Below are 22,641 nucleotides of genomic sequence, written 5' to 3'. Positions count from 1 at the left end.
CTAAAGAAATGAAAAATATTAAAATAATAATTACAACATTTTTGACACTGGTATTCCTAATGTCATCTTGTTCACCAGATACCTATTCACTGGATGCTGTGACTGATAAGTCGGATATTGATTTTGAAATAAAACAGGATTTTGCAGTAGATCCGGGAGGGAATACAGTGATACTTACAAATAAAACGCCGGGAGTTGTATTAACATGGGATTATGGTACAGGTAAATCAAATAAAGCTACTGAAACGGTAAAATATGCTTTTAAAGGAAACTATACTATTAAAATCAAGGCAGTAACCGGCGGAGGTATTGTAGAGTTAGATCCTTATACTGTTACGGTTACTCAGGATAACTTAAGCTATGTAGATGATCCTCTTTGGAATCTACTTACTGGCGGCGTTGGAAAATCAAAAACCTGGGTATTAGATTTAAATGCAGATGGTATTTCTAAATATTTTATTGGACCAATGTACTATTACGGTACCGATAATGCATGGTTTGAAGGTGGTGATAAAGGATGTTACGGTACAGATTGTTGGAGTTGGCTTCCGGAATGGAAAGGTAATCAATGGATTGCCGCTAAAGGGGATTACGGTACTATGACTTTTAGTTTGGATGGTGGGCCATTTTTAACAACAAATCATTTAATGAGTCCAAAATATGGTCAGGAATCAGGAACCTACTTTTTAGATGCTAATGCTAAAACTTTAACGACTTCAAACGCTACCATATTACACCCTAATGAAAATGAAAACTGTGTAGATAACTGGCAATCAATGAAAATTATGTCATTAACTGAAAATACATTACAAGTTGGTGTTTTACGAAAAACTAGTTGTGAAAGTGCTGCAACATTTGTTTTTAATTTTATATCAAAAGAGTACAGTGATAACTGGGTGCCAAAAGATGTTCCGGATCCGAACCCAGCAATTGACCTAAATGGGGGAACAGTTGATGATTTATTAGCGACTACAACTACAACCACTAAAACATGGACATTAAGCAAAGACAGCCCTTTTAACTGGACAGATCTAACAGGAGCATTTTTAAATCCATGGAATACTGTGGGGGATTATCCGGGTTGGGCAGGATATACAGCAGCAGATCAGGCCAGCGTTATTAAAAACAAAATAAGTTTCTCAGACAATGGTACGATAAAAACTGTAGATAGTAATGGTGTAGAAAAATCAGGTACCTATACAACAAGTACTGACGGAACTAATATCATAACTTTTAGCGGTATTTCTCCTTCATTTCCAATTGGAAATTCATCGTCAACAGTTTCTACTACAGCAGATAATAAATGGAAAATCGTGAAAACTGCAAAAACAGGAAATGTAGTTACTGATATCTGGTTTGGTAAAAGAGATCCAAATAAGAGTGAATATATGGTTTTCCACTTTGTTTTGAGTAATTAATTTAAACCACTTTTTATAATTAAGTCATCTCTAAATACAATCTTATTTTAATATTTTATTTAAAAAGAGTGTGTTTAGGGATGTCTTACTATTTTTTGACAAAATTAAATCAGTTTAAGACTAAAAAATACAACAATACAGACATCAAAAATAATAATTTGCATTTCGGTAATTAGTTGATAATTATGGGTTAAATTTATTTCTACTAATCATTATAAAAGAAACATGAAAAATTTGAATTTTTTAAAAACACTTCTCATTTTAGGACTTTTTGCAATTTTCAGCTGCAACGAAAAAAGTTCTGATTTTAATAATCGAAAAGTTTCTTTTAATTCAGATTGGAGTTTTCACCTTAATGACAGTCTTGTAGATAAAGACACTATCGGAACTTCAACAAAATGGAGAACCTTAGACGTTCCTCACGATTGGAGCATTGAAGGGAAATTTGATGAAAAAAGTCCGGCCGGATATGGCGGAGGATCACTAAGCGGGGGTTTAGGCTGGTACAAAAAGACATTCAAAGTAGCTGCAGAAGACAGCACAAAAATAACTTCAATCACTTTTGATGGCGTTTACAGAAACAGTGAAGTTTGGGTAAACGGACATTATCTAGGAAAACGTCCGAACGGATACATTGGTTTTCAATATGAGATTACTCCTTACTTAAATTACGGAGATAAAAGCAACGAAATAATTGTTAAGGTTGACAATTCAAAACAACCCAATTCACGCTGGTATTCAGGTTCAGGAATTTTCAGAAATGTCTGGATCGAAACTACAGATAAACTACATGTTGGCCAATGGGGAACTTACATAACAACTCCAAAAGTTACAGCAGAAAAAGCTTCAGTAAATATTGAAACAACAATTCAAAATCAATATACTGAAAATAAAAAAGCCGTTATAACTACAACTATTTTTAAAGAAGACAAAAAAATAACATCCGTTACTCAGGATATAACAATCAATGCGAACGGAAATCAGACATTAAAGCAATCAGCCGATGTTGAAAATCCGATTTTATGGTCAGATGAAAAACCAGAACTGTATACGGCAGTTACGGAAATTTCGCTTGACGATAAAATCATCGATCGATACAAAACGACTTTCGGAATCAGAGATTTTAAATTCGATCTGAACAAAGGTTTTATTTTGAATGGAAAACAAGTCAAAATAAAAGGAGTTTGTATGCATCATGATTTAGGTTCGTTAGGTTCTGCAATCAACACGCGTGCAATCGAACGCCAGTTAGAAATCTTGAAAGAAATGGGGGTAAACGGAATCAGAACCTCTCACAATCCGCCTGCTCCAGAACTTTTACAGCTTTGCGACAAAATGGGTTTCATTGTCATGGATGAAGCTTTTGATATGTGGAAACAAAACAAAACGAAATACGATTATGCTAACGATTGGGACAAATGGCACAAACAAGATCTAATCGATCAGTTGTTACGCGACCGAAATCATGCTAGTATTTTTATGTGGAGTATTGGTAATGAAATTCCAGAGCAGTGGAACGAAACAGGTACTGAAATTGCAAAAGAATTAGCAGCAATTACACGTCAATATGATAAAACACGACCAATTACTGCGGGAATGAATCCACCAGTAAATATGAATATTGATGCAGTGACTTTGCAGTTTGAGAAAAAGAATGTTTCGATTAATCCGCTTGCTGGATCTGGAGTTTTAGATTTAATTGGATACAATTATGCGCATCAGACATTCGAACATCATCTAAAGAACTTCCCAAATACACCTTTTATCGCAACCGAAACAACTTCAGGTTTACAGACAAGAGGATATTATGATGCGGTTTCTGATACCATCAAAAAATGGCCGGTTAGTTGGGATAAAAAATTTGTAGGGGGAAATCCTGGAAATACGGTTTCGGCTTACGATCAGGTGCAGACACCTTGGGGATCTACGCACGAAGCAACTTGGAAAGTCATTAAAAAACATGATTTCTTGGCTGGAATGTACGTTTGGACAGGTTTCGATTATATCGGAGAACCAACTCCGTACGAATGGCCATCAGTAAGTTCGTATTTTGGAATTGTAGATTTAGCTGGTTTCCCGAAAGATGTTTATTATATGTACCAAAGTGAATGGACAGACAAAACCGTTCTTCACATTTTCCCGCATTGGAACTGGAAAGCAGGACAAACTGTTGATGTTTGGGCATATTACAATAAAGCTGATGAGGTGGAACTTTTTGTAAACGGAAAATCTGTTGGAAAAAGAAGTAAAAAAAGGGGATGATTTACACGTAATGTGGAGAATTCCTTTTGAAACAGGAACCCTAAAGGCCATTTCTCGTAAAGACGGAAAAGTAGTTTTAGAAAAAGAGATCAAAACGGCTGGGAATCCTTCACAATTAAAACTGACAGCAGACAGAAGTACAATCAAAGCAGACAAAAATGATTTGTCTTTTGTAACCGTAGATATTTTAGATGCTAATGGAACGATAGCGCCAAATGCCAATAACGAAATCAACTTCTCTTTAAAAGGAAACGGAAAAATCGTAGGCGTTTGCAGTGGAGATCCAGTTAGTCACGAATCGTATAAAGGAAATAAACATACGGCTTTGGCTGGAAAATGCTTGGTTATTGTACAATCTGGAGATAAATCAGGAAGATTGGAATTAACCGCAAGTGCAAACGGATTGAAACAATCCACAATTGTAATTACAACCGAATAATAAGTTGCGCTATCCTAACAGGTTTCCAAAACCTGTTAGGTATCAATATATTTAATTAAGATATTAAAAAAAATAAATACCTAACAGGTTTTGGAAACCTGTTAGGATAAACTAACATCTAGATTATTAACCAATGAAAAACACAAAACTAACCGCATTATTTTCTGCTGTTATATTTGGATTTTTAGCTGTTCCAAATGCTAATGCTCAAATCCAAAATGCAGACGTATTAAATGCACCAATAGATATCAGTAAAGATTTTCAGAACTATCTGAATACTTTTTATTTCGCAGACGAATTGGCTTCTTTTGATCCTGCAACAGGAAAAGGAACGATCAAATATTTGAGATACAATTATAAAACGCGTCAGGCTTTCAATAACATGATGATGAAACCAGATGTGGAAAAAGCAAACGAATTTCCAACAACAGAATATGCAGAATCTCCTGTTTTGCCATTCGAAATTCAGTTTGTTTCAGATCGAACAGTTAGAATCAAAACCACTTCAGGACCGCAATTTCATCCTCAAAAAGAATCTTTAATGCTGGTTGACGGCGTTGCGCCAAACCACCCAGAATTATGGAAATATGCTAAAATCGAAGGCGGTCACAGTTATGCTAGCAAACATGGAAGAGTTGAAATCTTGACAAAACCGTGGCACGTAAAAATCTACGATGAAAAAGGAAAATTACTGACAAGCACACTTCACGATACAGACTTTAAAAACACATATACGCCGACACTTCCATTTTCTTACGTTCGCAGAAACAGCGATTATTCCAGAAGTATGGGCGCGGCGTTCAGTTTAGAACCAGATGAAAAAATATTTGGCTGTGGTGAATCATTCACACAATTCAACAAACGCGGTTCAAAAGTAGTTTTATGGACGGATGACGCTAACGGAATCCAAAATGAAACCATGTACAAACCAATTCCGTTTTACATGAGCAGCCGTGGTTACGGAGTTTTCATGCATCATTCAACACCAATTACGGTTGACTTTGGAAAATATTTCTCAAGTGCCAACGAAATGTATATTGGCGATGACGAAGCCGATTTGTTTTTCTTTATCGGAGAACCAAAAGATATCTTAGATCAATACACGAATTTGACTGGAAAAGCAGCAATGCCGCCACTTTGGTCATTCGGTTTCTGGATGAGCCGTATTACTTATTTCTCTGAAAAAGAAGGACGTGAAGTTGCCAGAGATTTACGTAAATACAAAATCCCAACCGATGTTATTCACTTCGATACAGGCTGGTTTGATGTAGATTGGAGAAACAACTACGAGTTTGCAAAATCTCGTTTCCCAGACGCGACAAAAATGATGTCTGATTTAAAGAAAGATGGTTTCCAGGTTTGTCTATGGCAATTGCCTTATTTCACACCAAAGAATACCTTGTTTCCTGAAATTATGGATAAAAACTTAGCCGTAAGAGATAGAAAAGGAAACCTTCCGTATGAAGATGCTGTTTTAGATTTCTCAAACCCAGAAACAATTTCTTGGTACCAAGGAAAATTGAAAAAATTATTTGATGAAGGCGTAGCAGTTTTCAAAGTAGATTTTGGAGAAGCAGCTCCGCCTGACGGAATTTACCATTCTGGAAGAACAGGTTTTTACGAGCATAATCTATACCCATTACGTTACAATAAAGCGGTTGCAGAAATCACTCAGAAAGAAAAAGGATATACTTTAATCTGGGCAAGAAGTACTTGGGCAGGATCACAGCGTTATCCTTTGCATTGGGGAGGAGATTCTGAAACTACCAACGGCGCGATGTCGGCAGAATTACGTGGCGGACTTTCTTTAGGTCTTAGCGGATTCAGCTTTTGGAGTCATGACGTTGGAGGTTTTGCAACTAAATCTCCTGAGAATATTTACAGAAGATGGACACCATTCGGAATGCTGACTTCACACGTAAGAAGCCACGGAGAACCGCCTCGTGAACCTTGGTTGTACAGCAAAGATTTCTTGGAAGGATTTAGAAAAGCAGATAATATGCGTTACGAATTAATGCCATATATCTACGCTCAAGCAAAAGAAAGTTCTCAAAAAGGTTTGCCAATGATGCGTGCTTTATTTGTAGAATATCCAAATGATCCGGGAGCTTGGTTAGTAGATAATCAATATTTATTTGGTTCAAGTATGTTGGTGGCACCACTTTTTGAAGAAGTTGAAGAAAGAGATGTTTACCTTCCAGAAGGAACTTGGATTGATTACCAAACTAAAAAAGTATACCAATCAGGATGGCATAAAATCAAAGCGGGCGAAGTGCCAATCGTAGTTTTAATTAAAGATGGAACTGCAATTCCACATATTGGTTTAGCGCAGTCTACAAAAGATATGGATTGGAGCAAATTGACCTTAAAAGTGTATGCAAGCGATAAAACCACTTCGGCAACAGCCAAAGTATTTTTGCCAGAAGGTGATGCAGTACAAGAAATAAAAGTGAACAAAACTGGAAACAATTTTGATGTAGCTGCAAATCCATTAAACGGAAAAACCACTTTTAAAACCGAGTGGATTAAATAAAAAAGTTAAACACAAATTACACGAATTACCACGAATTAAATTGGTGATAATTGGTGTAATTCGTGGCAAAAAATAAAATATTTAAACACATAGAAACATAGGTTTTTGTTTGTAAATAAAAGGAGTTGGAAAGAAACTAGTTTCTCACACATAGAAACTATGTTTGTTTAAACAAGTGAAACGCTTTTTTTAAGTTTCTAATAAGCTATGATTCTATGTGTTTAAAAAATATAGCCACAGTTTTAAAATCCATATAATCCTTTTAATCTGTGGCAAGAAAAATATAATACCAAAAAACATGAAAAACTATCTAATTCTCCCAGCCGTATTGTTTTCGATAGCAATAGGCTACAGTCAAAAAACGAAAAGCGCTTACGAATTGGCATCGCCAAACGGAAAGAATAAAATCAAATTTGAGCTGGTAAAAAATGCTCCAAAGTATGCAGTTTCTCACGGAAAAACCGAAGTGATTTCTCCGTCTGATATGGGATTTGTATTGAAAGGAAATGAAGATTTAAGTTCAAACTTTGAAATAAAAGGAGCCAAAACTTCTACGTTTGATGAAACTTGGGAACAAGTTTGGGGAGAGAAGAAAAATATTAGAAATCACTACAATCAATTGGTAGTCGATTTACAGCAAAAAACAGGCAACAAAAGGAAATTACAAATTCAGTTTCGTGCTTTCGATGACGGAGTCGCTTTTAGATATGTTTATCCAAAACAAAATGTAAAAGACAGTATTTTCATTACAGATGAAAAAACGACTTTCAACTTAAAAGAAGACGGAAAAGCATGGTGGATTCCAGCAAACAGAGAAAATCGTGACGAATATCTTTTCAAAGATGCGCCGGTAAGTACTTTGGATACCGTTTTAACTCCGTTAACAATTGAAAGCAAAAGCGGATTAGCTTTAAGTTTCCACGAAGCAAACTTGATCGATTTTGCAAGTATGACTTTGGTTAACAATATAGGAACAGAATTAAAATCGGATTTAGTGCCTTGGCATGACGGTGTGAAAGTTCGCGTAAAAGATACTTTCACTTCTTCTTGGAGAACGCTTCAAATTGGAGAAAATCCGGGAGAATTGATTACTTCTTATTTGGTTTTAAACTTAAACGAACCGAACAAATTAAAGAATACCGCAAGTTATTTCAAGCCTTATAAATACTTAGGAATTTGGTGGGGAATGCACATCGGGAAATATACTTTCTGGGAAAGTGATAAACAAGGAGCAACAACCAAACACGCCGAAGAATATATTGATTTTACAGCAAAAGAAGGTTTCAACCATTTATTAATCGAAGGATGGAACAAAGGCTGGACTCCGGGTTGGTACGAAAACCGTATGCACATGTTCAGCTTTACAAAAAACGCAGACAATTTCGACTTAGAAAAAGTAGTGGAATATGGAAAGAAAAAGAACATTGAATTAATCGGATACCACGAAACAGGTTCCAACTTAATTAACTACTTAAAAGAAGTTGACGAAGGTTTTGCTTTATATAAAAAACTAGGAATCCATACCGTAAAAATCGGTCACGTAGGTTCTAAATTGAATATGAAAGAAATGCACTTTGGGCAGTTTGGAGTAAACTATTTCAGATATATTTTAGAAAAAGCTGCACAATATGATTTAGCGGTTTTATACCACGAATCGATAAAAGATACGGGAGAAAGAAGAACTTTTCCAAATATGGTTTCGAGAGAAGCAGCACGCGGACAAGAATATAACGCTTGGAGCGAAGGAAATCCGCCGAACCATTTAAGTATTATTCCGTTTACAAGATTACTTTCTGGTCCAATGGATTTTACACCAGGAATTTTTGATGTTGAGGTCAAACAAGGTTATCCCGGAAAAAGAATTCAGGGAACAGTTGGACAGCAATTAGCATTGTACGTTACGATTTATTCTCCAATTCAAATGCTGGCCGATCTTCCAGAAAATTACGAAGGAAAACCAGCGTTGCAATTCTTAAAAGATGTACCAACAGATTGGGAAGATACTAAAATCTTAGAAGGAAAGATTGGTGAATATATCACAACTGCAAGAAAAGACAGAAACAGCGCTGACTGGTATTTAGGAACCTTGACCAATGAAAAACCTAGAAATGTAGAAGTTTCATTATCATTCTTAGATCCAAGTGCAACTTACGAAGCGCAGATTTATGTTGATGCCGAAGGAACAGATCAAACGCATAATCCAGAAGCGGTAGCAATTTCGAAAAAAACTGTAAAAGCTTCAGATAAATTACAATTGAAATTAGGCGGAGCTGGCGGTGGGGCAGTGAGATTTAAAAAAATATAACTATTTAGATTTAATATCCTAACAGGTTTCCAAAACCTGTTAGGTATCAATATCATATTCAATTAAAGAAGCTTTTAGATTAGGTAAAATAAATACCTAACAGGTTTTGAAAACCTGTTAGGATAAAAAACATTTTCAGATGAAAAGAATTTTAATACTCTTGGTTTTAATTCATTCAATCCAAATCATTGGACAAAACAATAATGCTGAAAATCGAACCATAAAAGTAGATTTCAATAAAACTGCTGGAAAATTAAACACCATGTTTAAAGAATGCATTGGTGCCGGAAGAGCAAACGAAGGTTTGAGAGCCGACTGGCAGCAACAATTGGCATTGGTTAAAAAAGAATGCGATTTTAAATACATCCGTTTTCATGGTTTATTGTCAGATGATATGGCCGTTTACCGTGAAGACAACAAAGGAAATCCAGAATACAATTATCAATACGTAGACGTTCTGTTTGATTACATTGTAAGTCTGAAAATGAAACCTTTTGTTGAATTAGGTTTTATGCCTAATGCGTTAGCAAGCGGAAAAGAAACTATTTTTTGGTGGAAGGGAAACGTAACACCTCCAAAAGATTATAAAAAATGGGAAGATTTAATTAAAAATCTAACCGCACATTTTACAGAACGTTACGGAGCAGAAGAAGTAAAAACATGGTATTTTGAAGTTTGGAATGAACCAAATTTAACACCAGGTTTCTGGACAGGAACACAGCAAGAGTATTTTAAATTATACGATTATGCAGCCCGCGGCATAAAAGCTGTAAATCCTGCATATAAAGTCGGCGGACCAGCAACAGCAGGCGCAGGCTGGGTTCCGGAAACAATTGCTTTTTGTGCTAAAAATAATGTTCCATTAGATTTTATTTCGACACATACCTATGGTGTAAACCAAGGATATTTGGACGAATTCGGGACTTCTGGAACAGTTTTGAGCCCAGACGTAAATAGTGTCAACGGAGATGTTATTAATTCGCGTAAGCAGATTGCAGAATCGGCAAAACCAAATCTTGAATTGCATTATACCGAATGGAGTTCCTCTTATACGCCATCAGATCCAATTCACGACAGTTATCATTCGGCAGCATATATTCTGCAAAAACTAAAACAAGTTGGAAATGCAGCAAACTCCATGTCATATTGGGTTTTTACTGATATTTTTGAAGAAGCTGGTCCAAGATTTACCCCTTTTCACGGTGGTTTCGGATTGTTGAATACGCAGGGAATTAAAAAACCAGCTTATTTCTCGTATTATTTAATGAATAAATTAGGAGAAATAGAACTTCAAAACAGCGATAAAGCTTCGTGGACTTCCAAAAATGCAAAAGGCGATGTACAAGTTTTATTATGGGATTTTACGAATACGCATCCAGGCGATAAAGTTTGGAACCAAACTTATTACATTCAGGATCTTCCATCAAAAGAAAAAGGAAAAGTAAAAGTGGAGATTGATGGGATACAGAAAGGAAAATATCTATTAGAAATATATAAAGTTGGTTATAAAGTAAATGACGCTTACGCAGATTATCTGTCGATGAATAAACCAAGTCAGCTAACCCGTGAACAAGTAAAATCCATAAAAGATAAAAATAATGGAGCGCCAATTTCAACAGAAAAAATCACAATTGATGCAAAAGGAACATTCAGCAGAGAATTCAAAATCAATGAAAATGATGTTGTAATGCTGAATTTAATCAAACAATAATTAAAACCACAAACATAAAAGTAATATTAACTGTATTTAAAGATTCTGAGTCAGGAATCAAATCTTTAAATAAAAAGAACCTAACTATCTATGAAAAACAAAATGATATACCTTTCTGCAGCTTTGGTTTTTGCATTTTTTACTTCTTGTAAAAATGAGACACAAACTTCAGCTTCAAATTCCAGCCAGACTGAAGAATATGTTGGGAAAGAAATCAGTACAGATCATGATGCAGAAATCGATAAACTGATTTCGCAGATGACATTAGAAGAAAAAATAGGAATGCTTCACGGGAACAGTATGTTTGCCAATGCAGGTGTAAAACGTCTGGGAATTCCAGAATTAAAAATGGCTGATGGTCCGTTGGGAGTTCGCGAAGAAATTTCAAGAGACAATTGGGCTCCGGCAGGATGGACAAACGATTTTGCAACGTATTATCCGGCAGGAGGTGCTTTAGCAGCAACTTGGAATGCAGAAATGGCACATACTTTTGGAACTAGTTTAGGAGAAGAATTACGCGCAAGAGACAAAGATATGCTCCTTTCGCCAGCGATCAATATGGTAAGAACACCGCTTGGAGGAAGAACATACGAATACATGTCGGAAGATCCGTTTTTGAATAAAAAAATCGCTGTGCCTTTGGTTGTTGGTTTACAGGAAAAAGATGTAATGGCTTGTGTAAAACATTATGCAGCAAACAATCAAGAGACGAATCGTGATTTTGTTGATGTTCAGATTGACGAGAGAACACTTCGCGAAATCTACCTTCCGGCTTTTGAGGCAACGGTAAAAGAAGGAAAAGCGTACAGCATTATGGGCGCTTACAATAAATTTAGAGGTGAATATTTATGTGAGAACGATTATATGCTGAACAAAATTCTTCGCGACGAATGGGGATTCAAAGGTATTGTAGTTTCTGACTGGGCCGCGGTGCATTCAACAGCAAAATCTTTGAAAAATGGTTTAGATATTGAAATGGGAACGCCAAAACCGTTCAACAAATTTTTCTTAGCCGATAAATTAATTGCTGCGGTTAAATCTGGAGAAGTTTCAGAAAAAGAAATTGATCTTCACGTAAAACGTATTTTACGTGGTTTATTTCATATAAAAGCAATGGGTGGCGGGACGCGTGCAAAAGGAAGTATCGCAACCGAAGCACATTACAAAGACGCTTATGATATTGCTGCCGAAGCAATTGTTTTATTGAAAAATGAAAATAATGCGCTTCCGCTAAAATTAGACGGAGTAAAATCAATCGCCGTTATCGGAAATAATGCGACTAAGAAAAATGCTCTTGGTGGATTTGGTGCTGGAGTAAAAACAAAAAGAGAAGTTACGCCTCTGGAAGGTCTTAAAAACAGATTGCCTTCATCAGTAAAAATCAATTATGCTGAAGGATATTTAGAGCGTTACGATGAGAAAAATAAAGGGAACTTAGGAAATATTACTTCTACAGGACCAGTTACAATTGATAAATTAGACGATGCAAAAGTTAAGGAAGCCGTAGAAGCTGCTAAAAACTCAGATGTTGCGATCATTTTTGCGGGTTCGAACCGTGATTACGAAACAGAAGCTTCAGACAGAAGAGATTTACACTTGCCTTTTGGACAAGAAGAATTGATCAAAAAAGTATTGGCTGTAAATCCAAAAACAATTGTGGTGATGATTGCCGGTGCTCCATTTGATATTAATGAAGTCAGCCAAAAATCTTCTGCTTTAGTGTGGAGCTGGTTTAATGGTTCTGAAGGCGGAAATGCTTTGGCTGATGTGATTTTAGGAAAAGTAAATCCGTCAGGAAAATTACCTTGGACAATGCCTAAACAATTAAAAGATTCTCCTGCGCACGCTACAAACAGTTTCCCTGGAGACAAAGCGGTAAATTATGCTGAAGGAATTTTAATTGGATACCGTTGGTTTGACACTAAAAACGTAGCGCCATTATATCCTTTCGGTTACGGATTATCATACACGATATTTGCGCTTGATAATGCAAAAGCAAATAAAGATTCGTACGCTCAAAACGATGTAATTGAAGTTACAGTTGACGTTAAAAACACTGGAAAAATAGACGGAAAAGAAGTAGTTCAATTATATACTTCAAAATCTGATTCTAAAATCACTCGTGCAGCGCAAGAATTAAAAGGTTTCAAAAAAGCAGATGTAAAAGCTGGAAGTTCAGAAAAAGTGACGATCAAAGTGCCAGTAAAAGAATTGGCTTACTACGATGTCGCTGCTAAAAAATGGACAGTGGAACCTGGAAAATATACCATTAAAGTTGGAACTTCTTCAAGAGATATTAAAAAAGAAATTGTTATAACAATCAAATAAAATGAGAAACATGGTAAAAAGTTGTTTTCTGAGTGTTTTTTTATGTTTTTCTTTCTTAAGTATTTGGGCTTGCAGTTCGGATACACAGGAAGAGAAAGTGCCCATTGAGATTGGTTTATATCCAAGTTATAATACCAATCCAATTGCAGCAGATGCCTCTGGAATGGGAAGTTCGGCAGTTCAATTGGCAGCAAAAATCAAATTGGGCTGGAATATCGGAAATACTTTAGAAGCAACGGGAGGTGAAACTGCTTGGGGAAATCCAAAAGTAACAAAAGCCTTAATCGACGCTGTAAAAGCAAACGGATTTAATGCGATAAGAATTCCGTGTTCATGGAATCAAAATCTAGAAAATGCAGCTACAGCAAAAATCAAAACCGATTGGTTGAACCGCGTGAAAGAAGTGATTCAATATTGTGTAGATAATGATATGTATGTTTTGGTGAATATTCACTGGGACGGCGGCTGGTTAGAAAACAATATTACCGAGGCCAAAAAAGAAGAAAACAATGCCAAACAAAAAGCTTTTTGGGAACAAATAGCAACGCACTTAAGAGGCTTTGACGAACATTTGCTTTTTGCAAGTGCCAACGAACCAGCGGTAGAAGACGCTGCTCAAATGGCGGTTTTAAATTCATATCACCAAACTTTTATCGATGCTGTTCGCTCCACAGGAGGGAAAAATGCGTACAGAACTTTGGTAGTTCAAGGTCCGACAACCGATATCGAAAAAACAAACAAATTAATGACTACATTGCCAACCGATAAAGTCGCAAGCCGAATGATGGTTGAGGTGCATTATTATTCACCTTGGAATTTCGGAGGTTTGACTAAAGACGAAACTTGGGGTAAAATGTTTTATTATTGGGGAGCGGGCTTTCATTCCACAACCGATACTGATAGAAATGCAACTTGGGGAGAAGAAGCCGATTTAGAAAAGAACTTCAAATTAATGAAAACCCAATTTGTAGACAAAGGAATTCCAGTTCTTTTGGGCGAATTTGGAGCAATCAGAAGAACGACGTTGACGGGAGATGCTTTAACTTTACATTTGAACTCCAGAGCTTATTATTTAAAAACGGTCGTAAAAACAGCCAAAGCAAACGGATTATTACCTTTTTATTGGGATGAAGGAAGTATAGGAAATAATGGTTTCGGAATTTTTAACAGAGCAGACAATACTGTTTTTGATACCAAAGCTTTAGCCGCTTTAAAAGAAGGATTACTGTAAAAAATCTTTTTGAAAACAACATAAGTGATATAAGGTATTTTAAGTTTTTGATTTTCATCTACTTAAATTTACTTATATCACTTATCTGGTTTAAATCATTTAATAAATAGAAAAATGAAAAAGTTAAATGTTTTTATTTTATTGATAATTAGTATTTTGTCTAATGCTAATGTGAAAATGCCTTTAATATTCTCTGACGGAATGGTGCTTCAAAGAGACAAACAAATTCCAGTTTGGGGTTTTGCCGATGCAAATGAAAATATTGAAATCCATTTCAACAAACAAATCAAGAAAACGACAGCCGATAAAAACGGAAAATGGACAGTAAATTTAAATGCTGAAAAAGCAGGCGGACCATTTGAATTGATCATTATTGGAAAAAATAAAATCACCATCAAAAATGTTTTGGTTGGCGAAGTTTGGATTTGCAGCGGACAATCGAATATGGAATTTCAGGTTTTTAAAACCATGAACGCCGAAAAAGAAATTGCAGATGCTAATTATCCAATGATTCGTCATTTTGGTGTCGCACAAGATTTAAGCGGTACTCCGAAAGACGATTTAAAGCAAGGAAAATGGGAAGTCGCCAACAAAGAAAATGTCGGTAACTTTACAGCCGTTGGTTATTATTTCGCCAGAAAATTATATTCAGAACTAAAAATCCCAATCGGAATCATTAATACTTCCTGGGGTGGAACCAACGTTGAAACATGGACAAGCCGTGAAGCATTTTTAAATAGTCCTGATTTTAAAGCAATGATTACCGATCTGCCGGTTATGGACGTAGATTCAATTTCAAAGTTGTATGCCGTAAAAATGAAAGAAAGGGTCGAAAAAATTCAGGGTACACCTGTAAATGCAGATAATGAAGTTTCTTTTAAAGAAACAACATTCGATGATTCGAATTGGGGCGAATTAAATACACCAGACCTATGGGAAAACCAGCCTTTGGGAAATTTAGACGGTGTCGTCTGGATGCGAAAAACGATAACGCTTTCAGCAGAAGATCTTAAAAATAAAGCCGTTTTAAGTCTTTCAAAAATTGACGATGAGGATATCACCTATGTAAATGGAATAGAGGTCGGAAAAAATACTGTTTATGATACTAAAAGAGTGTATACAATTCCTTCCAATATTTTAAGAGAAGGAACAAACGTAATCTCAATAAGAATAGTCGATACCGGAGGAGGTGGCGGAATTTATGGAGAATCTTCCGATTTAAAAATAACTCTCGGGACTAAAATTATTCCGCTTGACGGAAAATGGAAATTTAAAGTGATTGCCGTAAAAACAGCTCTGTCGCCAAATAGTTATCCGTCATTATTATACAACGCGATGGTAAATCCGTTGGTTCCGTATGCTATTCAGGGTGTTTTATGGTATCAGGGCGAAGCGAATGTTTGGAGAGCCAAACAATACAAAAAAGCATTTCCATTAATGATCAACGATTGGAGAACCAAATTCAAACAAGGAAATTTCCCTTTTTATTTCGTTCAACTATCGACTTTTGACGAATTTGGAGGAAACAGTCAAAAAGGAAGCCGTTGGGCAGAACTTCGCGAAGCACAATCTGAAACTTTAAAATTGCCAAACACCGGAATGGCTGTAACAACCGATATTGGAAACGCAAAAGACATTCACCCAACCAACAAACAAGATATTGGTTTGCGTTTGGCGGCCATTGCGATGAACGATATTTACGGTAAAAAACAGGTTCATAGCGGACCAACTTATAAATCCGAGGAAATAAAAGGTAACCAAATTATACTCACTTTCGACAACATCGGCAGCGGATTATCAACGCCAAACAACAATGAATTAAAAGGATTCGAAATTGCCGGTGCAGACAAAGTTTTTCATTCCGCGAAAGCGATAATCAAAGACAATAAAGTAATCGTTTCAAGCGAAAATGTAAAAAATCCAGTTGCCGTGCATTACGGTTGGGCAGATGACGATACGAATATCAATTTATTCAACAAAGAAAAATTTCCTGCATCTCCATTCAGAACCGATAATTGGGAAATGATTACAGTAAATGAAAAATATCAGGTGAGTAAATAGCGGTACAATATCCGGCAAGAGTCTGAATCTTTCTTTTTGCCGGATAGCCTTACGGCTTGGCAGTTGCTTCAAAAGAAGGTCAATGAACTCTGATGAAATGATTGTTTAAATGAAGAAAAACCTCACGTAGCACCTGTATTCTCAATAACTGGTAGGATTGAAGGGCTACTTACTGCAAAAAGGTATTATATTGCACATCCAATCTGAATGGACAATACATTAAGTTAAATCAAAAAACCTGTAAATGAATTCCAATTTCATTAAAAAAATAATCGTAGGATGTGGAGTCTTCTTTTTTTCCAGAATGCAACAGCACAATCCAATCATGTTTTATGGTACAATAAGCCTGCCGAATATTTTGAAGAAAGCCTCGTTTTAGGAAACGGAAAAATGGGTGCGACCGTTTTTGGCGGAGTCAATTCAGATAAAATTTATCTGAACGACATCACGCTTTGGTCGGGTGAACCCGTAAATGCCAATATGAATCCTGAAGCTTATAAAAATGTACCTGCTATAAGGGCAGCATTAAAGAATGAAGACTATAAGTTAGCGGATGAGTTAAATAAAAAATTAGAAGGATCTTATTCTCAGTCTTTTTCGCCACTTGGGACAATGCATATTTCGCATTTTAAAGAAGGTACTAAAGCCACTAATTACTACAGGGAATTAGATATAAATGATGCAGTTTCAAAAGTAAATTATGAAATTGATAATGTAAAATATACTCGTGAATATTTTGTTTCAGCCCCTGATCAAATCATGGTTATTAAAATAACATCTGATAAAAAGAACAAACTGAATTTTTTAATAGATTTTGAAAGCTTATTGAAATTTAAAACGGATGCTAGTAGTAATCAATTAAAAATTAATGGTTATGCCCCTTATCATGCAGAACCAAGTTATGTTGAAAGTGCTAATCCAATCCTTTTTGATGAAAATAGAGGGACTCGTTTTACAAGTTTGGTTCAGATTAAAAATACGGGTGGTTCTGTTATTACTTCAGATAATAAAATTGGCGTAAAAAATGCAACAGAAGCTTTGATTTTTGTTTCTATAGCTACAAGTTTTAATGGTTTTGATAAAAATCCTAGAACAGAAGGATTAGATGATAAGGCAATTGCAGCTGAAAATATGGCGAAAGCTATTTCTAAATCATATACGTCATTAAAAAAAGCTCATATTCTAGATTACCAAAAATTATTCAAAAGAGTTAGTTTGGATTTAGGAAAAACCACTGCTCCTAATTTGCCTACAGACGAGCGTTTATTACGTTATTCAAATGGTGAAGAAGATAAAAATTTAGAGACTCTTTATTTTCAATATGGACGATATTTACTTATAAGTAGTTCCAGGACATTAGGTGCACCCGCTAATTTGCAAGGTGTTTGGAATCCTTACATGCGTCCGCCCTGGAGCAGTAATTATACCACAAACATCAATGTTCAGGAGAATTACTGGCTGGCAGAAAATACAAATCTTTCTGAGCTACACCAGCCTCTTTTGAGTTTTATAAAAAACATTTCTGAAACTGGCAAAATAACAGCAAAAACTTTTTATGGAGTGAATGGCTGGGCGGTGGCTCATAATTCTGATATCTGGGCAATGAGTAATCCTGTTGGAAATTTTGGTGGCGGAGATCCTAACTGGGCTTGTTGGAATATGGGAGGTGCCTGGTTGAGTACGCATATTTGGGAACACTATTTGTTTTCTCAGGATTTAAATTACCTTAAAAATGAAGGTTATGATTTAATGCGGGGAGCAGCACAATTTTGTTTAGAATGGTTGGTTGAAGATAAGAATGGTAATTTAGTTACTTCTCCGTCTACTTCTCCCGAAAACATGTATATTACTCCAAGTGGTTATGTGGGTGCGACTTTGTATGGTGGTAGTGCAGATTTAGCCATGATTAGACAGTGTTTCTCTAATGCAATTGAAGGTTCTAAAGTTTTAAATACTGATGCTGAATTTAGAATGAAACTTGAAAAGGCACTTTCAAAATTATATCCTTACCAAATTGGTAAAGCTGGAAATTTACAAGAATGGTATTTTGACTGGAAAGACCAAGAACCGAAACATCGTCACCAATCTCATTTATTTGGATTGTTTCCCGGGAATCATATTTCGCCTTTAACAACACCTGAGTTGGCCAATGCTGCCAGAACAACTTTAGAGATAAAAGGGGATGAAACTACAGGTTGGTCAAAAGGATGGCGTATTAATCTTTGGGCCAGACTTTTAGACGGAAACAGAGCTTATAAAATGTACCGTGAATTACTACGTTACGTTGATCCTGATGGGAAGAAAACAGAAAAGCCAAGAAGAGGTGGAACGTACCCGAATTTATTCGACGCACATCCGCCATTTCAAATTGATGGGAATTTTGGAGGTGCTGCAGCAGTAGCCGAAATGCTAGTTCAGTCTGATGAAAACGAAATCCGATTACTTCCTGCTCTTCCGGACGCCTGGGAAACCGGTTCTGTAAAAGGGCTTTGTGCCCGAGGAGGATTTGAAATCGAAATGGAATGGAGTAACAAAGCAGTAAAAAAAGTAACAGTTTTTTCTAAAAATGGAGGAAAAACAACTTTAATCAGCGGTGATAAAAAACAAATTGTCGTATTGAAAAAAGGACAGAAAGCAGCGATAAACTGGTAATATAAAATGAGAGATAGCTAAGTTAGTTATCTCTATTTTGTTTTAATAACTCTTCTGATTAACAAAACAATAGAACCCATAATTGTAAAGCAACCTAATTTTGACTAACTTTGAAAATATATTTTATAATTATGGCTTACAATCCAACAACAGTGGCTAATTATTTCATAGAGAAGTATTCTAAAAACGGAGATCTCACGCCTATGAAAATTATCAAGCTTACCTATATTGCATATGGCTGGTATCTGGCATTGACAGATAAACAGCAAAAGCTTATTGATGAAAACCCGATTGCCTGGGATTTTGGCCCTGTTTTTCCTTCTTTGTATTACAGTATTAAACAATACAAGAAAGAAAAAATCACTGAAAAAATACCGAATGCTACCAAAAATGAAAGAATATCAAATGAAGATGAACAGTTTTTAGATAAGATTTGGGAGGTATACGGAAGGTTTGACGGAGTATATTTAAGTGCTTTGACCCATATTGATGGAACGCCATGGCAAAAAGTATATCGAAAGGATTTGAATGCTGTTATTTCTGATGACGATATTTTTGAACATTATAAAAAGTTAAAACCAATTTCTAACTAAGATGTCGTTACTCAATTTAAGCCAGATTTCTATTGAAAATAGTGCGCCAGTCAGTCCTATAGATATCGATAATGCCCGTATACAAAATCAAATCCTTGAAGAGAGGCTGGGAAATGCAAAAGTAGGGCGGTTCATTGAAGATACGATTTTACGAAGATATCTTACTTATATTTTCTCTTTTATTATTTTCCTGTGGTTGGCAGCAGTTGTCTCAATTTTGTATTTCAATCACAATCTTCTGAATCTGAATCTTTCAGAAAATGTACTGATAACTTTATTGACAACTACGTCTGTAAATGTAATTGGAATGATGTTGATTATTTTGAAAAATCTGTTTCCTCAGTCAATCAATCAAGCCGAATAATAGCATTATTCTTTTTCTACAGACTTTTCAGCGTTTACTTTTTTCAGTCTTTCATATCCTTTTTCAATTGAAGGATAGACAAAAGCCGCTACTTTTTTAATCGGATTGTAAAAAATATAGTTGTCTAAAGTTTCTTTCTTAGCGAAAGTGTGATTAAAATTGATTTTTTCAAACAGCGCAATAAAAATACTTACGATCAAAACGGTTTTCAAAACCCTGAACACGCCTCCACCCAACTTGTTGATCCATCCCAAATAAGCAAAATCAGCTATTCCGGTTAAAATTTTGGCTAAGAAATAAACGCCTATTACCACCAAAATAAAAGTCAGTATAAAGGCAGTAGCCTGAACGGTGTTTGGATTCCAGGAAACATATTTTACAATGATGTTTTTTAGAAAAGAAGAGAATTTAATCGCTATATAAATTCCTAGTAGTAAAGAAATAAAAGAAGCAACTTCTACAAAGAGGCCATTTTTGATGCCTTTATATAAACTGAAGGCCAAAAGCGCCCCTAAAATTATATCGAAAAAACTCATGTTTGTATTGTTTTATTGAGGCGCAAATATAAAAGAATTTATCAGGGATATGTTCTCAAATTTCAACTCCGTATCTTTGCAGCAATAATTTTAGAGTTTAAAACAGAATCAGATTTGAAACAATCTGAAATATGCAGTCTAGAATCACAAATCACAAATCATAATGTCAAGGGATACACAACTAAAAGAGCGCTGGGAAAAGCTCGTCGATATATTGTCCAATCAGTTTTCGCAGGGAGAAGATTTAGATTTGGATGCCATAATTTACCTTATTGGAGTTCAGGAACTTGGTAAAGTGCACCGGGAATTCAAAAAAGATGAAAAACTCAACTTGATGCACATCGCTATTTGCCGATTGTTAGAGCCCTACGGGTTTTATGAATTCGAATATTTTGACGAAGAGGGTTGGCCGCATTACAAAGTAAAAGAACAACTGCCGGCATTAAAAGCCGGAGAACAATCGGTTTTAATGAAAGAAGCGATTGTGAATTATTTTCTGGAACGAGAACTTATTGATTAAAAACAGATGTTGGAGAGAAGATTTTAGATTTTGGTCTGAAAATATAACAGAACTTTAGAAATACTTCTAACTTCTCACACCTAATATCTGACTTTTTTCCTTAAATTTGTACCCTCAATTGAAGAATGGAAATGATAGACAAGATAAAAGAACATATCGAGGAAGCTAAAGCCTTTAACGAGAAAAACAAAGAATCTTTAGAGAAGTTCCGTGTTAAATATTTAGGAAGTAAAGGTTTGTTGAAAGAACTTTTTACTGAATTCAAAAATATACCAAATGACCAGAAAAAAGATTTTGGTCAGGTAATCAATACTTTAAAGGCGGTTGCTGAAGAAAAAGTAAAAGCGATTCAGGAAGAATTGGAAAGCAAAGAAGAGGTAAAAGGCTTTTTTGGAGACTTAACCCGTTCGCCTGAACCCGTTATTATTGGTTCACGTCATCCTATTTCGATTGTTAAAAATCAAATTATAGATATTTTTGCCAATATCGGTTTCAACGTTTCTGAAGGTCCGGAAATCGAAGATGACTGGCATAATTTTACTGCACTGAACTTACCGGAATACCATCCGGCGCGCGATATGCAGGATACATTTTTCATTCAGACCAATCCTGATGTGCTGTTGCGTACGCATACATCCTCTGTTCAGGTGCGTTATATGGAAAATCACAAACCGCCAATTCGTACTATTTCTCCGGGACGTGTGTTTCGCAACGAAGCCATTTCGTCACGTTCGCATTGTATTTTCCATCAGGTAGAAGGTTTGTACATTGACAAAGATGTTTCTTTTGCCGATTTAAAACAGACCTTGCTTTATTTTACTAAAGAAATGTTCGGAAAATCTAAGATTCGTTTGCGTCCGTCCTATTTTCCGTTTACAGAACCAAGTGCCGAAATTGATATTTACTGGGGCTTGAAAACCGAAACTGATTACCGTATCACTAAAGGAACAGGCTGGTTAGAAATTGGAGGCTGCGGAATGGTAGATCCAAATGTTCTTAAAAACTGTGATATCAACCCTGATGAATTCAATGGTTTTGCTTTCGGAATGGGAGTAGAGCGTATTGCGATGCTTTTATATCAAATTGGTGATATCCGTATGTTTTACGAAAATGATGTTCGCTTCTTAGAGCAATTCAAAGCAAATATTTAATTTTTTATAAGTTCGAAGTCCTTAGTCCTTAGTGTTTTTTTGCTAGGGACTAAGGACTATGTACTTTGGACTATTTACTAAAACAATGAAAAAAGACATAATAATCCCCGAAGTTGAAAACGTATTCTTAGCTGCCGTTCAGGAATGGAGCGACGATTTTATGGAAAAAGTGTGGTACGCTTATCTGGTAAACGACAGCGACTTTAATTTAGACAGTGTAATGGTTGTTTCAAAAGCATTTGGAACAATTGAAGGAGAAATGAAAAAAACGTCTATTTTACGTCATGCGTTTGTTGAAGTTCCAGCGGTTTCTGTTGTAAAAATCGAAATGATCGAAAAGAGCCTTTTGGTTTTAAACAACGAATTTATGGTCACTTTCTTCATCGGAAACACATTGTACGACAAGAAATTCATCTTCAAATCCAATTTAATCAACGAAAACAATACGGAAGAAGTGCCGATTCTTTTTGTTGAAGGAATTATGGTAAAGTAACTTTAAAAAGCTCGATTATTGTAATTATTAAACTCGTCAGTTCG

At 35.7% G+C, this 22,641-nt stretch carries 14 protein-coding genes and 1 pseudogene; 14 read left to right on the top strand and 1 reads right to left on the bottom strand.

What is annotated here, in order from left to right; translation table 11 throughout:
* Window positions 1–8 precede the first annotated feature (8 nt).
* The 11 genes and pseudogenes from P5P89_RS07955 (at window position 9) to P5P89_RS07905 (ending at window position 19,897) form a co-directional block, all read left to right on the top strand.
* A complete protein-coding gene (locus P5P89_RS07955; protein ID WP_278011454.1) occupies window positions 9–1,418 on the top strand; it encodes a hypothetical protein in 1,410 nt (469 codons plus the stop codon).
* A 225-nt stretch (window positions 1,419–1,643) separates the two neighbouring features.
* Window positions 1,644–4,119, top strand: a pseudogene (locus P5P89_RS07950) (glycoside hydrolase family 2 TIM barrel-domain containing protein).
* 133 nt (window positions 4,120–4,252) lie between these two features.
* Window positions 4,253–6,652, top strand: coding sequence for a glycoside hydrolase family 31 protein (locus P5P89_RS07945; protein WP_278011453.1), 2,400 nt, complete (start codon window positions 4,253–4,255; stop codon window positions 6,650–6,652).
* 298 nt (window positions 6,653–6,950) lie between these two features.
* A complete protein-coding gene (locus P5P89_RS07940; RefSeq protein ID WP_278011452.1) occupies window positions 6,951–8,957 on the top strand; it encodes a glycoside hydrolase family 97 protein in 2,007 nt (668 codons plus the stop codon).
* A 139-nt stretch (window positions 8,958–9,096) separates the two neighbouring features.
* The gene (locus tag P5P89_RS07935; RefSeq protein WP_278011451.1) at window positions 9,097–10,668 is read left to right on the top strand and encodes a GH39 family glycosyl hydrolase; all 1,572 of its coding nucleotides are present in this window, start codon (window positions 9,097–9,099) and stop codon (window positions 10,666–10,668) included.
* 90 nt (window positions 10,669–10,758) lie between these two features.
* Window positions 10,759–12,996, top strand: coding sequence for a glycoside hydrolase family 3 C-terminal domain-containing protein (locus P5P89_RS07930; protein ID WP_278011450.1), 2,238 nt, complete (start codon window positions 10,759–10,761; stop codon window positions 12,994–12,996).
* Between the two features lie 10 nt (window positions 12,997–13,006).
* Entirely contained in the window at window positions 13,007–14,227 is a 1,221-nt protein-coding gene (locus P5P89_RS07925) for a glycoside hydrolase family 5 protein (RefSeq protein ID WP_278011449.1), read from the top strand.
* 114 nt (window positions 14,228–14,341) lie between these two features.
* Window positions 14,342–16,288 carry a sialate O-acetylesterase gene (locus P5P89_RS07920; protein WP_278011448.1) on the top strand — a complete coding sequence of 649 codons (1,947 nt, stop codon included), beginning with the start codon at window positions 14,342–14,344 and terminating at the stop codon, window positions 16,286–16,288.
* Window positions 16,289–16,567: 279 nt separating this feature from the next.
* Window positions 16,568–18,940 carry a glycoside hydrolase family 95 protein gene (locus P5P89_RS07915; protein WP_278011447.1) on the top strand — a complete coding sequence of 791 codons (2,373 nt, stop codon included), beginning with the start codon at window positions 16,568–16,570 and terminating at the stop codon, window positions 18,938–18,940.
* A 131-nt stretch (window positions 18,941–19,071) separates the two neighbouring features.
* Window positions 19,072–19,533, top strand: a complete 462-nt coding sequence (locus P5P89_RS07910) for a Panacea domain-containing protein (RefSeq protein ID WP_278011446.1) — start codon at window positions 19,072–19,074, stop codon at window positions 19,531–19,533.
* Window position 19,534: 1 nt separating this feature from the next.
* On the top strand, window positions 19,535–19,897 hold the full coding sequence (locus P5P89_RS07905) for a hypothetical protein (protein ID WP_278011445.1): 363 nt from the start codon (window positions 19,535–19,537) through the stop codon (window positions 19,895–19,897).
* 5 nt (window positions 19,898–19,902) lie between these two features.
* Here the strand turns inward: P5P89_RS07905 and P5P89_RS07900 are convergent, their stop codons facing one another.
* Complete coding sequence (locus P5P89_RS07900) at window positions 19,903–20,433, bottom strand: CvpA family protein (RefSeq protein ID WP_278011444.1); 531 nt, start codon at window positions 20,431–20,433, stop codon at window positions 19,903–19,905.
* Between the two features lie 163 nt (window positions 20,434–20,596).
* Between P5P89_RS07900 and P5P89_RS07895 the strand changes: the two genes are divergently transcribed.
* From P5P89_RS07895 to P5P89_RS07885, 3 genes are all read left to right on the top strand, one after another.
* Window positions 20,597–20,953, top strand: coding sequence for a hypothetical protein (locus P5P89_RS07895; RefSeq protein WP_278011443.1), 357 nt, complete (start codon window positions 20,597–20,599; stop codon window positions 20,951–20,953).
* A 131-nt stretch (window positions 20,954–21,084) separates the two neighbouring features.
* On the top strand, window positions 21,085–22,104 hold the full coding sequence (locus P5P89_RS07890; protein WP_278011442.1) for a phenylalanine--tRNA ligase subunit alpha: 1,020 nt from the start codon (window positions 21,085–21,087) through the stop codon (window positions 22,102–22,104).
* Between the two features lie 85 nt (window positions 22,105–22,189).
* Window positions 22,190–22,597: a hypothetical protein gene (locus P5P89_RS07885; RefSeq protein WP_278011441.1), complete on the top strand. Its 408-nt coding sequence runs from the start codon at window positions 22,190–22,192 to the stop codon at window positions 22,595–22,597.
* The last annotated feature ends 44 nt before the right edge of the window (window positions 22,598–22,641 follow it).

The sequence above is a fragment of the Flavobacterium gyeonganense genome (assembly GCF_029625295.1).
GTDB classification, from domain to species: domain Bacteria; phylum Bacteroidota; class Bacteroidia; order Flavobacteriales; family Flavobacteriaceae; genus Flavobacterium; species Flavobacterium gyeonganense.
This window is presented reverse-complemented; position numbering and strand designations above follow the sequence as displayed.